The organism is Streptococcus phocae (genome assembly GCF_001302265.1).
In the GTDB taxonomy this organism is placed as follows: Bacteria; Bacillota; Bacilli; order Lactobacillales; family Streptococcaceae; genus Streptococcus; species Streptococcus phocae.
In genome coordinates this window covers 1-14,545 of sequence record NZ_LHQM01000028.1, presented here as the reverse complement: position 1 = coordinate 14,545, position 14,545 = coordinate 1, and the positions used below count along the sequence as shown (strand labels likewise).

14 protein-coding genes and 3 pseudogenes are annotated in these 14,545 nt (G+C 39.7%); 14 read left to right on the top strand and 3 right to left on the bottom strand.

Annotated features, from left to right (window positions below):
• Positions 1 to 372 precede the first annotated feature (372 nt).
• Positions 373 to 741, bottom strand: a complete 369-nt coding sequence (locus AKK44_RS06300) for an ArpU family phage packaging/lysis transcriptional regulator (RefSeq protein ID WP_054278981.1) — start codon at positions 739 to 741, stop codon at positions 373 to 375.
• Positions 716 to 1,077: pseudogene (locus tag AKK44_RS06295) on the bottom strand (DUF1492 domain-containing protein). Before AKK44_RS06295 ends, AKK44_RS06300 begins: the two are co-directional and overlap by 26 nt.
• A gap of 18 nt (positions 1,078 to 1,095) precedes the next feature.
• On the opposite strand from AKK44_RS06295, the pseudogene AKK44_RS06290 reads away from it, so the two are divergent.
• From AKK44_RS06290 to AKK44_RS06260, 7 genes and pseudogenes are all read left to right on the top strand, one after another.
• A pseudogene (locus tag AKK44_RS06290) lies at positions 1,096 to 1,647 on the top strand (site-specific integrase); the annotation flags it as partial.
• Between the two features lie 94 nt (positions 1,648 to 1,741).
• Positions 1,742 to 2,212, top strand: coding sequence for a DUF3013 family protein (locus tag AKK44_RS06285; RefSeq protein WP_054278980.1), 471 nt, complete (start codon positions 1,742 to 1,744; stop codon positions 2,210 to 2,212).
• Between the two features lie 24 nt (positions 2,213 to 2,236).
• Positions 2,237 to 3,190 (top strand): 50S ribosomal protein L11 methyltransferase, encoded by a 954-nt coding sequence (gene prmA, locus AKK44_RS06280; protein ID WP_054278979.1) that lies wholly within the window; start codon positions 2,237 to 2,239, stop codon positions 3,188 to 3,190.
• Positions 3,190 to 3,939, top strand: a complete 750-nt coding sequence (locus tag AKK44_RS06275) for a 16S rRNA (uracil(1498)-N(3))-methyltransferase (protein WP_054278978.1) — start codon at positions 3,190 to 3,192, stop codon at positions 3,937 to 3,939. The genes prmA and AKK44_RS06275 overlap by 1 nt, the downstream gene beginning before the upstream one ends.
• Before the next feature lie 213 nt (positions 3,940 to 4,152).
• Positions 4,153 to 6,327: a PTS transporter subunit IIBC gene (locus AKK44_RS06270; RefSeq protein ID WP_054278977.1), complete on the top strand. Its 2,175-nt coding sequence runs from the start codon at positions 4,153 to 4,155 to the stop codon at positions 6,325 to 6,327.
• Between the two features lie 70 nt (positions 6,328 to 6,397).
• Entirely contained in the window at positions 6,398 to 7,222 is an 825-nt protein-coding gene (locus tag AKK44_RS06265) for an endonuclease/exonuclease/phosphatase family protein (RefSeq protein WP_054278976.1), read from the top strand.
• A 189-nt stretch (positions 7,223 to 7,411) separates the two neighbouring features.
• Positions 7,412 to 7,612 (top strand): hypothetical protein, encoded by a 201-nt coding sequence (locus AKK44_RS06260; RefSeq protein ID WP_054278975.1) that lies wholly within the window; start codon positions 7,412 to 7,414, stop codon positions 7,610 to 7,612.
• 461 nt (positions 7,613 to 8,073) lie between these two features.
• Here the strand turns inward: AKK44_RS06260 and AKK44_RS06255 are convergent, their stop codons facing one another.
• Positions 8,074 to 8,409: a hypothetical protein gene (locus AKK44_RS06255; protein ID WP_054278974.1), complete on the bottom strand. Its 336-nt coding sequence runs from the start codon at positions 8,407 to 8,409 to the stop codon at positions 8,074 to 8,076.
• 341 nt (positions 8,410 to 8,750) lie between these two features.
• On the opposite strand from AKK44_RS06255, the pseudogene AKK44_RS09275 reads away from it, so the two are divergent.
• The 7 genes and pseudogenes from AKK44_RS09275 to AKK44_RS06225 form a co-directional block, all read left to right on the top strand.
• Positions 8,751 to 9,036 (top strand): annotated as a pseudogene (locus AKK44_RS09275) (IS982 family transposase); the annotation flags it as partial.
• Between the two features lie 208 nt (positions 9,037 to 9,244).
• Complete coding sequence (locus tag AKK44_RS06250; RefSeq protein WP_054278973.1) at positions 9,245 to 9,742, top strand: hypothetical protein; 498 nt, start codon at positions 9,245 to 9,247, stop codon at positions 9,740 to 9,742.
• Positions 9,743 to 9,779: 37 nt separating this feature from the next.
• Positions 9,780 to 10,391 (top strand): hypothetical protein, encoded by a 612-nt coding sequence (locus AKK44_RS06245; protein WP_054278972.1) that lies wholly within the window; start codon positions 9,780 to 9,782, stop codon positions 10,389 to 10,391.
• A gap of 179 nt (positions 10,392 to 10,570) precedes the next feature.
• Positions 10,571 to 11,167: a hypothetical protein gene (locus AKK44_RS06240; protein ID WP_054278971.1), complete on the top strand. Its 597-nt coding sequence runs from the start codon at positions 10,571 to 10,573 to the stop codon at positions 11,165 to 11,167.
• A 97-nt stretch (positions 11,168 to 11,264) separates the two neighbouring features.
• Positions 11,265 to 11,849 (top strand): hypothetical protein, encoded by a 585-nt coding sequence (locus tag AKK44_RS06235; RefSeq protein ID WP_054278970.1) that lies wholly within the window; start codon positions 11,265 to 11,267, stop codon positions 11,847 to 11,849.
• Positions 11,850 to 12,087: 238 nt separating this feature from the next.
• Positions 12,088 to 12,999 (top strand): IS982 family transposase, encoded by a 912-nt coding sequence (locus AKK44_RS08750; protein WP_152911073.1) that lies wholly within the window; start codon positions 12,088 to 12,090, stop codon positions 12,997 to 12,999.
• 288 nt (positions 13,000 to 13,287) lie between these two features.
• On the top strand, positions 13,288 to 14,545 hold a 1,258-nt coding region (locus AKK44_RS06225), incomplete at its 3' end, for a YSIRK-type signal peptide-containing protein (RefSeq protein ID WP_054278969.1).

Here is a 14,545-nt window from a genome sequence, read left to right as displayed (position 1 = left end):
AATGGGGGGGTTGTCTTGTTAAGATAATTATACTTTTTTTAAGAATAATGTTAAGACACAAGATCGTGTCTTGAAACTTATAAATTCAAGCAACCACAACATATTGGATAATTGTATATAAAAATGCAATTTTAAACACAATATATTGTGAAAAATTTTGTTGCATTCACTATTAATAACAAAAACAGCCCCCACAAAGCGAGAGCATTTGTCTTGTTTCGGAACTTTACCTTCTCATCTGGTTGCTTAGTTGCGGTATAAGTTATGCCGTTAATTGTTATCGCACTGTGTCCAGTTAAATGACCAAATAAAAAAATCAAAGTCTCTGCACTTCTATGGATGCTCGAATTTCTGCTTCATAATTAAATTGTATCACAATAAGCATCCACCCCTATAATACTTCGCAAACTCAAGCAAGGCTCTTTTCTTGGTCTCATAGTACCAGCTTTCAGATCGATTCAGTTTCTTCATAAGTTCCTGATTAGATACGTTCTCACTAGCCAAGTAACATTCAATCAGTATTTGCCTGTATGCTGACTTAGATAGTTGATTAATGCCGTGTTTAATAGCATCTAATTCCTCTAGGGTGCATTCTCGGCTTATTTCAAGGTGGTTTCTGCGCATGAAATGGTAGTATATATCAAACTGGTAACGCTCGTTATACGGCAAAATAAAGCTATTGGCGATATGTTGCCATCTATGGAACTCTTTTAGTTTACGAATGGCATTCTTCTTGCTCATCTAGTACCTTTAGCGCCTCTCTATGCAATTTAAATACTGTGTTACTTGAATAGTCTAACTTATCGGGTATCTCATCCCATGATAGACCTTCCACATATTTAGCCTTAAAAACAGCTATCTGTCTCTCATCTTGCAAGGTGGCAATCATGGCGAGTCTTTCATCTCGTTTCTTGGCAAGTTTAAAAGATGTTTTGCAATATCTTTTTCAATCCCTTCCAAGACACTAGGGGATTGAAAAGCATTCATTAGCTTAATATCTTTATCTCTTTGTTACTCAAATAGATTTATTAAGGCATAGATTGACTTTAGTTCTTTTAGTTTTTCTTTAACCCCCATGATTAGCTCCTTTTTTGGTATAATAGATATGTTTTATATAAGTTATTGCTTTCTACGGGGTTACGTATTGGTGAGACTTGCGCTCTTGAGTGGTCGGACATTGATTTAATTAATGGGACAATAGATGTTAACAAAACTTACAGTAAAGCTATTAAGCAATTAAGCACCACTAAATCAAAATCAGGTACAAGAAAAATCAGTATTGACAAAGAAACAGTTAACCTTTTGAAGCTGTATCAAGTGAGACAAAGACAACTATTTCATGAGGTAGGCGGTAACCTTCCTAAAGTGGTCTTCTCAACTCCTACAAGAAAGTATTTTCATACCTACGTAAAACAGAACGCCCTTGATAAGGTATGTGATAAAGCGGGTATACCTAGATTTACTTTTCATGCTTTCAGGCACACTCATGCCAGCTTGTTATTAAATGCAGGTATAAGCTATAAAGAATTACAATACAGATTAGGTCATGCAACCTTGGCTATGACTTTAGATGTCTATTCTCACTTATCCAAGGACAAAGAAAAAGAAGCTGTTTCATACTTTGAAAAAGCAATAAATAGTATTTAGTACACAAAAAGGTACACAAAAAAATTTTAAGTAAACTAATAAGGTGTTACAAAGCCTTATATATCAGCATTTAGAAAGAATAGGTTATAAAAAAATGGCTAAATATGGCTTTTTATCAGTACTAGAAGACGAAATGGACAAGCAGTTCCACTACGATTATGCCATCGATTGGGACAAAAAAAACCATGCGGTGGAGCTTACCTTTATCCTTGAGGCACAAAACAAGAGCGCTGTCAAAACAGTTGATGACCAAGGCCAAGCCACCCAAGAAGATATTGTCTTTGAAGATTATGTGCTGTTTTACAATTCTGAAAAATCAGAGTTTGACGCCAATGATTACCTGGTAACCATCCCCTTTGATGCTAAAAAAGGTTTTTCGCGTGAATTTTTAGCTTACTTTGCTAACTTTCTTAACGATGTAGCGACCGAAGGGCACAGCGATTTGATGGATTTCTTAGAAGACGACAGCAAACTTGATTTTGGGTTAGAATGGGATGCGCAAGCTTTCGAAGAGGGCAAAAAAGACCTCGAAGAAGGCACAAGTTACCCTTATCCCAGATATTAGGACGATATAAAGGAAGAACATAAGATGGAAACATGGCAAGAAGTAACGGTTCACGTGCATCGTGATGCGCAAGAGGCGGTTTCAAACCTTTTGATTGAAACCGGTAGTCAGGGAGTGGCGATTAGTGATAGCGCCGACTATATTGGTCAAAAGGACCGCTTTGGGGAGTTATACCCTGAGGTAGTTCAGTCTGATATGGTGGCTATTACAGCCTACTATCCGGGTCAGACGGACCTATCAGCCTTGACGGTGACGATCAATGACCATTTGGCAGAGTTGTCTGCTTTTGGGCTACAGACAGGACAGGTGGTCTTAGACAGTCAGGAGCTAGCTGAGGAAGACTGGGCTGATAATTGGAAAAAATATTATGAGCCTGCTCGTATTACCCATGATTTGACGATTGTGCCTAGCTGGACAGACTATGAACCGTCAGTAGGAGAAAAAATCATCAAGTTAGACCCTGGTATGGCCTTTGGCACAGGGACACACCCAACAACTAAGATGAGTCTTTTTGCCCTAGAGCAAGTCCTTCGTGGAGGCGAGACCGTGATTGATGTGGGGACTGGTTCAGGGGTCTTATCTATTGCGGGCTCTCTACTAGGCGCTAAGGAAATCTATGCCTATGATTTGGATGATGTGGCTGTGCGCGTGGCGCAAGAAAACATCGACCTCAATCAGGGCACAGGTAATATTCATGTGGCAGCGGGCGACCTGTTAAAAGGTGTGACCAAAGAAGCCCATGTCATCGTGGCTAATATTTTGGCGGACATCTTGGTGCATCTGACAGATGACGCCTACCGTCTGGTTAAAAAAGAGGGCTATCTCATCATGTCAGGTATCATTTCGGACAAGTTAGAGATGGTCATGGCATCGGCTACGCGCGCAGGCTTTTTCCTTGAAACCCATATGATTCAGGGAGAGTGGAATGCTTTAATCTTTAAAAAAACAGAAAATCGTTCAGGAGTGATTGGCGGCTAATGCAACAGTATTTTATAAAAGGCAAGGCGACACAAAGCGTTCAATTAACAGACAAAGAAACCATCAAGCACATGTTTCAGGTCATGCGTCTGGCAGACGAGGCAGAGGTTGTGTTGGTTTTTGACGATGGCATCAAACGTTTGGCCAGGGTGACAAACAGCCTCACGCACCAATTAGAGGTTGTAAAAGAGCTACCAGATCAGGTTGAATTACCAGTTCAGGTAACCATCGCCTCAGGCTTTCCAAAGGCAGACAAGTTAGACGTTGTCGCTCAAAAGGCCACAGAGCTAGGAGCTAGTGCCATTTGGGGATATCCGGCAGACTGGTCTGTTGTCAAATGGGATGGCAAAAAATTAGCCAAAAAAGAAGACAAACTGGCTAAGATTGTCCGAGGAGCCGCAGAGCAAAGCAAGCGCAACTTGGTGCCAGAGGTCATGCTTTTTGAGCAAAAAGCCATCTTTTTAGACCAGCTAGAGCATTTCGATAGGGTCTTTATCGCCTATGAGGAAACCGCCAAAGCAAGGGAGCTCTCGAGCTTGGCGCGTGCCTTAAGGACAGTTAGGGCAACAGAAAAACTGCTCTTTATCTTTGGTCCTGAAGGAGGGATCTCACCTGAGGAAATCAAGGACTTTGAGGCTAGAGGTGCCATCAAGGTGGGACTTGGTCCTCGGATTATGCGGACGGAAACAGCTCCACTCTATGCCTTGAGCGCTGTCAGCTATGCCTTGGAGCTAGCAACTGAAGATTAGTGTTTCAAGAATAATGATTAAACAAAATTATAGTAGAGATTGGCTCAGCCAATCTCTTTTTTGAGGGCTTAAAAAAGGCTTTACAAACGGCAAAAAGGTTAGTATAATAACTCTAATGTAGTGCAACCGTTTTCAATAACTGTTTGACAGTTTTGGCATCAAGCGGTGGTGCCGGTTAAGGCTGTGTTTTTCTAATATTAAAGGAGACATCACATGAAGAAATCGTTTAAACAGCTGTTTAGTTTTGACTTTTGGCAAAAATTTGGCAAGAGTCTCATGGTGGTTATTGCTGTGATGCCTGCGGCAGGTCTCATGGTCAGCATTGGAAATGCTATTCCCATGATTAACCAAGATTCTCATCTGCTTGCGACCATTGGAAATGTTTTGGCGCAAATTGGGTGGGGAGTGATTGTTAATCTGCACCTCTTGTTTGCCCTTGCGATTGGTGGCAGTTGGGCGAAAGATCGTGCTGGCGGAGCTTTTGCTTCAGGCTTGGCCTTTGTTTTGATCAATCGCATCACGGGAGCCATCTATGGGGTGAGTGGTGCCATGTTGGCGGACCCAGATGCCAAAATCAAGAGTTTTTTAGGCACAGAGATGATTGTCAAGCACTATTTTACCAGTGTCTTGGAGTCGCCTGCCTTAAATACGGGTGTTTTTGTTGGTATTATTGCAGGTTTTGTCGGTGCGACTGCTTATAATCGTTATTACAATTACCGTCGCCTACCAGAGGTGCTGGCTTTCTTTAATGGCAAACGGTTTGTGCCCTTTGTCGTGGTATTACGCTCTGTTCTTGTCGCCTTGGTTTTGGCCTTTATCTGGCCATTGATTCAGTCAGGGATTAATGGCTTTGGCATGTGGATTGCCTCTTCTCAGGACACTGCTCCATTTTTAGCACCGTTTTTATACGGAACCTTGGAGCGTCTCTTGTTGCCATTTGGGCTTCACCATATGCTTACCATACCGGTCAACTATACTGCTCTAGGGGGGGCCTATGAGGTCATGACAGGAGCAGCAGCTGGTACCTCAGTCTTTGGACAAGACCCGCTTTGGCTGGCTTGGGTGACCGACCTTGTCAATCTCAAGAGCTCAGACCCTTCTGCTTATCAGGACTTGCTTGTGCAGGTGACGCCAGCTCGCTTTAAGGTAGGGCAGATGATTGGTGCCACAGGGACCCTGATGGGAGTAGCCCTAGCCATGTATCGCAATGTTGATGCGGATAAAAAACACAAGTACAAAATGATGTTTATCTCAGCGGCTGCAGCAGTTTTCCTAACAGGAGTCACTGAGCCTTTAGAGTACTTGTTCATGTTTGCTGCTATGCCTCTTTATCTCGTTTATGCCCTTGTGCAGGGAGCGTCATTTGCCATGGCGGACTTGGTTCATCTGCGCGTGCATTCCTTTGGAAATATCGAGCTGTTGACCCGTACTCCGATGGCCATCAAGGCTGGTCTTGGGATGGATTTGCTTAACTTTGTCTGGGTGTCTGCCGTGTTTGGGGTTATCATGTACGTTATTTCAGACATTATGATTAAAAAGTTGCACCTAGCCACAGCAGGACGCATGGGCAATGTCGATGCAGATCTGCTAGACCAATCGCCTGTATCAGATGCCCCTCACGTCTCTATCGGCAATACTCAAGCTCATTACATCATCCAACTCTTGGGTGGCGCTAGCAACATCACCGATGTCGATGCTTGCATGACCAGGCTGCGCGTGACGGTTAAAAGCCCGACTCAGGTCGCTGTTGAGAGCCAGTGGAAAAAAGCTGGCGCTATGGGACTTATCCTCAAAGGAAATGGTGTCCAAGCAGTTTATGGCCCTAAGGCAGACATTCTCAAATCAGACATCCAAGACCTTCTCAGCTCAGATCATCTCGCTGATACGCCAAGCACCCCTCAGGTCAAGGCATATCCTCAAACCGTCAAAGGTCAGACCACAGACCTCCTATCTGTGGCAGAGGGCAACCTTATCCCAATCACTGAGGTCAATGACCCAGTCTTTGCCAACAAAATGATGGGAGATGGTTATGGCCTAGAGCCTGTCAAAGGTGCCGTTTATGCACCGGTATCTGGTGTTGTGACAAGCGTCTTTCCGAGCAAGCACGCCTTTGGCATAGAAATGGCTGGTGGTTTAGAGATTTTGGTCCATATTGGTCTGGACACGGTTGACCTGGTCGGCATCCCATTTGTGACAAAAGTTAGCCAGGGACAAAGCGTAGAGGCTGGCGACCTCTTGGTCGAGGCTGACCTTGATGCCATAGCAGCGGCAGGCTGTGACACCACCGTCGTCGTCGTTGTAGCCAATACCATCGAAACAGGAAGGGTTGACCTTTTGACAACAGGCCATCAAACTGCCAAAACACCGGTCGCACGCATAACGATGTAACAGGAAAAAAGAGAGCGGCAGAGCCATTTAATAAGATGGCTGAGCCCTCTCTTATCTTATGGGAGAATCTATGACCAAACTACTAACATTAAATACACACTCTTGGATGGCGGTCAATCCGCTCAAAAAACTGGTCGACTTGGCTGAGCATATCTTGGCAGAAAAGTATGACCTGATTTGCCTCCAAGAAATCAATCAACTCATCGATAGCGAAATCGCAACAGACTTGCCAGGCTACCAGCCGATTGCAGGCACGCCAGCCATTCGCAAGGACAATTTTGCCCTGCTATTGATCCAGTATTTGAGCAAGCACGGCCAGCCCTATTACTGGTCCTGGGCCTATAACCATATCGGCTACACCATTTACCAAGAAGGCGTGGCCATCTTGTCCAAACAACCCATTGAGGTCTCTGGGTTGCTCTTGTCAGAGACGGCTGATGACTACGACCACCACACCAGACGAGCCCTCATCGCAAATACTACTATTGACGGCCAAGTGGTATCCGTGGTCAATCTCCACCTGTCCTGGTTTGACAAGGGCTTTGTCGGAGAATGGCAAAGGCTAGAAGCTCATCTGCTCAAGGAGACAGCGCCCTTGATTATTATGGGTGATTTCAACATCCCGAGTGGTCAGGCGGGCTACCAGATGATTTTAGATAGCCCGCTAGCCTTGCAGGACAGCCACCAGGTAGCAGGAGACGTTTTTGGGGACCATAGCATCCTAGCCGACATCGACGGCTGGGAAAGCAACAAAGAAGCCCTCAAGGTCGACCACGTCTTTACCAGCAAGGACTTTACCATCACCGCCTCAAAGATTACCTTTGAAGGTGGCGAGGCGCCCGTCATTAGTGACCACTATGGTCTCGAGGTCGACCTCCAATTAACAGCAAACTAAAAAGCCTTCGGGCTTTTTAGTTTCTAAGAAAAAGAAGAGTAAAGACTTATTTTTTTATAATAAAATAAGTCTTAGTTATAAAAATACGATTATATAATCCGTAGTGCTAGTCAATCTCAAAATACAATCAAAAGCCCCAAAGGACTATACTGTAAGTGTTCAAACAAACAGGAGGATATTCTAAATGAGTTGCTTGAGTATACCGCTAAAGCTCATCATTTGAAAGAATTGGCAACTTATTATGAGTGTTTTGATTTGTACTTTAAGGTAGATGATTTAATATCAAAATTTAAAAATTTCGAAACTTATATCTTTAATAATAACGATGCTAAACGTCTAGAAAAAGAAGGAAAAAATCGTTTTGAACATTTGATTAGTGCTTTTAAATAACTTTTGTAATACAAGCAATCCTCCTAAAATATCAGCTGAGCAAGCGCTCAGCCTTTTTATTTCCAATAAGGATGACCAATACTGTCTATATTGTTCGTGAACATGATAGCGCGCCCCTTTTACGTGCAAAAAATTCCCTTTTTGAAATTTTTGAATGAACTATAAAAGCCTGATTAAATGCTATTCACAGATAATCTAAGCTAAGAAGCTTACCATAAATAACAATGATTTCAGCATTAAATTAAACCTCGTTTTAGCGATCTTAGCTGACTAATCGATAATTTATATTGCCAACTAAAAAACGCTTAGAAATGATTTTTAGAGACAAAAAATAAACTGAGCTAGAACACTCAGAAATCAGAGCATTCCGAAAAAGGATGTAATTTACAAAATAAACAAATATAAAAAAGACCAAGAAGCAAACTTGATCTTGTAAGTTATAAAGGCGACTATTTTAAATTTTACCTAAAGTTATTTAATTTGAAAAACTGAATATTTTTTAAAATTTCGCTAATTAATTCAGCATAGAGTCCTTCAGTTCCTCTATTTCCTGGTGGGGCGTAATTGATAACGTTGCTTTCAGAAACTTGTGGCAAAGTTCTACGCTCTTGTGCGGGTGAAAGCTCTCCTTGAATCACTTCAGGCCATTTATAGTCACTAGTGCATGGATCTGAAGTTCTATGCTCTTGTGCGGGTGAAAGCTTCTCTTGAATCGCTGTATCAGCATTTGCAGTAGCACCAGTTAATAATGACATAGCAGCAATTGCAGATATTGCTACGATTTTGTATTTTGACATATGTAATACCTCTTAAAAATTTTTAGCACTTTTAGTGCTTTATTATTATAACATAGATATCATTTAAGTAAATATTTTTTATAAAAATTAGCTATAAATTTGTACTTTGTAATAAATAGTTTTTTAATGAAAACCCCAAGCTCACAGCTGGCTCCTAGATTAATGATCCAATAAATCTATTATACTAGTTACAAAGGAGGTAGTCGTGATTGCCAAAAACGTGATAAGAAGACACTAAAGGCGTTAGATAATCAAAAGGAATGCCGTATGTAAATTAAAAGAGTCTCACAAGTGGCAACGTATTGCAAATAGCCTTTATCTCTCTACTATCACGCCATTTTGTTCATGATATTAGGGCAGTTGACGACCTTTTAGACGGTTGTAAGCAATCCGTTATTCTAGTAGATTTAGGCTATCTCAGTCAGGAACCTAAATAGAACTTGGGGTAGAAAAGATATCACCTGTGAAGACTGTTATGTCAAAATATGGCAGGAGTTAGCCTACATAAGCATTGATGAGACGAACGATTGAGACCGTTTCTCTGAGTTCTACACCTTATTTGATATTAAACAAATCATACTTGCTTATAATTTAGGATTTTTTCCGATTAACAGCACTACAAGTTAGTTTTGTATTTCTATAAAATGATCAATAGTTGAAAACAAGGAGTTTAATTATTTTGTTTTATTATAAAAAATGGTCAAAAAATCAATTGACATTAAATATAGATTAACTTAAAATAAAAATAGTTAATAAAAAACTAAAAAGATGCTAGCCTTTTCATGATTTATTATTGACCACGACACTACTATTTACACTAAAGGAGCCACCTGTTATGAAAGAATGGATTAAAAAAATGACTTGCGCCTCTGTAGCTACCTTAGCTGTGGCAGGTGCCGTTAGCCTGACTGGCGCTTCAGTTGTTTCTGCTGAAGCCTCTGAGACCAGAGAGGAAAATCTAATCGCTCAAGCCAAAATTTATCAGCTAAAAGAAGAGATTAGAGACATTGTTTTATCAAAACTCGAAAACTCGAGAACCGATGTGCAAAATATCCGCAAACAACTCTCTAAGCACAATGGTTCTCTTAGGGAATTCATCGTTATGCTAGATGACTATTATGATTCACATGCAGAGGCTGAAAGCTCACAAGCTGAACGAGTAGACTACTACAAGTGTCTCAAGCTCTACCTAGATATTTCGCAGGGCAAGACAATGGATCTAGCAGCTTTTCAAAACTATCTCTTTACTAATAGAGACCTAAAAGATGGGCCGAACCGCCTAACTCAAGTACTAAAATTATTAGAAAAACCAACTTACATTGAGAAAGCGTAGGATAATCCCTTGTTATTTGACCATAAAAGGAGATCATATGAAACAAACACTAAAAATACTAGGCTTTGCTTCACTAATAGCACTTTGCTTAGGAGCGACCGCTACCTTGCCTCAGCCGTCCCTCGTCAGAGCAGATATCGTTGTGCCTGCCAATCAGAGTGAAAGCCCTGAGGCGACTAACATTAAAAAAATAAAAGCTCAGATTAGAGAAAATATAAAAGAAAAGCTAAAAGATCCCAGTAAAGACGGACAAAAAATCAAGCAACGTTTACCCCAATTTGGAGAGACAGATGATCAAGCTGTCGAGCGATTTATGGAGCACCTCGACCTCATTTTCCTCATTAATACCGAGGGGCTCTACACGTTTGACTGGGTCACTACCCAGCAGTTGCTCAATGGAGGGTTAGAAAACAACCTGTCAGGCGATTATGGCCGCCCCTTGAATGAACTGATGGCGGAGCTTACTGACTATTATGAGTGTTTTAATTATTACTTTAGCATCGAGAACGAAACCATGTTGGTCAACCTCTTTGAGGACTATATTTTCTCAAGCAATGACACCAAACCTTTGCCAAAAGATCAACTCATTGGGAAAGGAGGAAAAACCCGCTTTTCAAAACTACGCGATTACCTCAAATTCCCTAGCTAAGAGGGGCTGAGTGATTATCACGAAAGAAAGAAAATTGTCATTTTATTAAAAAACAATATCGACATTAAAAAAGATGACTATTTACTAAATTTGTGCTTATAAGTCACTGACTAAAACTAGAGATATTAATCGTGGGCATAGGCTCACAAGTAATGAATATTAAAAAGGAATTAATGATTATGACAAACACCATAAAAAAAGTTACCCTGGCATCACTTGCAACCTTAGCCCTAGCAGGCGCATTTACCGTAGCACACACGCCAACGGTGTTGGCTAATACACAGATTGGCAATATTACGGTAAGTAATGCTGATGATAAGGATCTTACTCAAAAAATAACAAAATTAAAAGAGGAAATTAAAAATAAAATTCAAGAAAAAAGGGATAATATCTCTCGTGATTTTCAAAAAGTTACAGAGCGATTGAACGAAAATGGAGGAACTGTTGATAATTTAGTCGGTAATTTTGACGATAATTTTGTAATGAGTATAGATGGACTAAAGAATCTTGGTTTTAGTGAACAACATAAATTACTTAGTGATAATCACTTGGAGAAACATCTGACAGGAGATTACAGTAAATATTTAAAAGATTTGAGTGACTACTATGAATGTGTGAAAGTTTATTTTGATATTGATGAAGAGGTAATGGATACAGAAGCTTTTGAGTACTATTTAGCTGACACTACAGACATTTTACCTCAACAAGGAGAGCGTTATACAAAAGTACTTGCTAAACTAAATGGAACATATATTTATGATGATACAATGAATTAAATCATCTCGATAAAGCTTCCTATTTAAAAGGACTGAGCAAGAGCTCAGTCCTTTTAAATAGCGACAGTCATTTATGTTAAACCAACTAAAGGAATGTATGCTTACGAAAAATATCATAAAAAAACTCATAATTGCTTTTCTTGCAACTTTAGCCCTAGCAGGCGGACTCACCGTTATACAAGCAATAACAGTGTCGGCAAACACAAATCTTGGAAGGTTAAATCAAGACCAACGCTCAGGAGACTTTATCAAACAAATCAAAGCCTCGAAAGAGAACATCAGACAAAATATCAAGGATAAGTTAGAGAACAAAAAGCCAGATGTTCAAGAAATCAGTAAGCGCATCTATGGAAAGGATGGAATAGCTATTGATGATTACATTCTTCAGTTAGATATTAAGTTTATTGTGAATACTGAGGGCTTGAATCGTATTGAAATTCCTGGGATTAAAAAGTTTTTGGCGAAAGGTTTGGAAAGTACGATAACTGAAGTTGAAGCAAAACATTTAGAGGAGTTAGCAACCTATTACCAAGTTTTTGAAAAGTACTTTAACACTGATGATCAAGTTAAAAAACCAAGAGCCTTTGAAGTCTACATTTTTAATAGTGATGAGGCGATAAAGGCAAAAATTGAGCATACCAATCGTTTTAAACATTTGATTGATGAGCTTTTACTCAGATGAAATAAGTTTGACAAAAAACGGTCATCGTAATGCACCCTCAAAAAAGGATTGATAGGACATTAGTTTAGGTCGTATTGATAAAAGGAAATGTTGACGCTTTAAGTCAGCCTTTTTTCTTGCTCCAAGCTTTTTTATCATAAAAAGAAACAATTCTCACCCGTTGTGCTAGTTAATTCTCGCCAAACAAAAAAACTTTGCGTATCATAGACTCAAAACAACCACGAAATGAGGGAATGATATGCAAAGCCAAGTTTATTATCTCGCAACCCCCAAACAAACACAAGTCATTTTTTCAAAAATCTTTAGCAGAGTCATCACTTTATATCATTGTTTTGTCCCAACTGAAGTTAGAAATAGACGAAATATCCACTTACAAAAGCAGCCTGATGCGGTTCTTATTGCTAGCTATCTCTGGGCAATTCAAGAAGGATGTCGAACTGCGAGTGCTATTTACCGTTCTATTCGCCACAATCTCTTCCCTGACAATTTCCCGGAGCGCTCTCGATTTTGCCGTAGCTGCCAAAACCTTGCTCAAAGCCTTCAACGTATGCGCTATTTTATGGTCTTAGACCTGTGTCAAACTTGCTCTTTCGGCTTGATTGACAGTTTTCCTTGTCCTTTGTGCCATCCCATTTGCAACCTGAGAGCATCATTGTTATCAGAAGTGGCAGATATTGGCTATAACGCTACTAAGAAGATTCACTACTACGGGCTTAAGTTTTCGGTACTTGTGAGCGATAGTGGATTTCCTATAGATTATGTAGTAACTCCAGCTTCTGTTTCAGATGGCACGGTTGCTTTTGAATTACTTGAGAATAGTCCTCTCTCTGTCATTTATGGAGATAAGGGCTATGTAGATAAGCAAGTGAAATCGCATTTATCTCAATATGGCATTAAGTTGATATCTCAACTAAGGAAAAACATGATTGATTATTCGTGGTTTGATAATTACAGAATCAGCCGTTTGAGGAAGCCTATAGAGACCGTATTTTCGAGTTTAGAGTTGTTTGGAATTGAGTGTTTACGTTGCCGCAATCTGCGGGCACTCAAATTTAGGACAGAGGCGATATTACTTAATTATTCTCTTATGCTTGAAAACAGCCATAATGAGTTTGGCGCGAGTTTGAAATATTCCCATTCTTATGTTTAATTAACTAGCACAACGGGTAATTCTCATTAATTGTTAATTTATCAGATAGTTTAATAAACAAAAACAAGATAAAGGCTTTACGAAGAGGTTTCAAGCCTTTAAAAAAGAAAAAAGCTGTCACAGCAACATTCTCTAAAAATAAAGCGATTTATACCAAATACGGGTCGGTTTTTAGAGCTATCTTTATTGCAAAGAAATGAGATGTGTACTATACTGAGTTAGTATTGGGGTTCTATGTAGATAAAACACTAAGGCCAATCAAAAATAAAGAAAAGAGGATTCTACAAGATGATGAGTAGAAAAGAAAATAACAAACAAATTTTCAGTATCCGCAAATTTAGCATCGGTGCTGCATCAGCATTGTTAGCGACTACAGTAATTGGAGGGGTAAGTGTTTCGGCTGACGACTCATCTCCTATCGAAATTACTGAATTATTAGCACGAAACAGAAATAACGCACGTTCTGATTCTTACATTAAAAGTTTAAAAGAAAGTCTCTTTTCTCATGTAGAAAAAAAGATAAAATTAGAAAAAGAGAAGGACTTACTTGAAAAAAGAGTTGCTCAACTAGAATCCGCTATAGAAGGAGCTATAAATATTACTATGTCGGATTCTAACAAAATAAAGGAATTAGAATCTGCTAAAACAGAATTAGAAGAAAAAAACTCTGAACTAACTAGTCAAAACAAAGAGCTAAGAATAGCTCTAGATGGTATGTCAACAACCCTCAGAGAATCAAGTAGTAAAGTTAACGAACTTGATGAAGAAAATAAAGAGTTGATGCAAGCACTAGACGATTTGTCAAGAACACTTAGAGACTCTTCTAGTAAGGTAAATGAGCTTAGTCTTGAGAACAAAGGGTTGTCAGAATCTTTAGAAAACTTATCATCGACACTTAGAGAATCAAGTAGTAAAGTCAATGAACTTAACAATAAGAACCAAGAATTAGCAAAAGAACTTGAAGCTAAGGAAGATGCTGCTCTTGAAGCATTAAACAATAAAAACAAACAAATCGCTGATTTAGTTGGTGAAAACGAAGCTAAAGACGCTAACCTTAAATCAATCGAGCGTTTGGTTGAGTCAGCAAAACATGACCTTAACAACAAGCAAACAGAACTAGATGCTGCAAAACAAGAAAATGCAAAATCACAAGAAGATATTGCTGCCTTGGATCGTTTGGTTGAGTCAGCAAAACATGATTTAGCGACAAAACAAGCAGAACTAGATGCTGCGAAACAAGATAACGCAAAATCACAAGAAGATATTGCTGCTTTGGATCGTTTGGTTGAGTCAGCAAAACATGACCTTAACAAGAAGCAAGCAGAATTAGATGCTGCTAAACAAGCCGCTGAAAAATCACAAGAAGATGTGGCTGCACTAGATCGCTTGATTGAGTCAGCAAAATATGACCTTAACAAGAAGCAAGCTGAATTAGACGAAGCAAAAGGTCAATTAGCAGATAAAGACAAAGAAATCGCTGACCTTAAAGCACAACTTGAAAAACTAAAATCTGAAGAAAAACCAGCTCCAGAAGTTAAACCAGAAG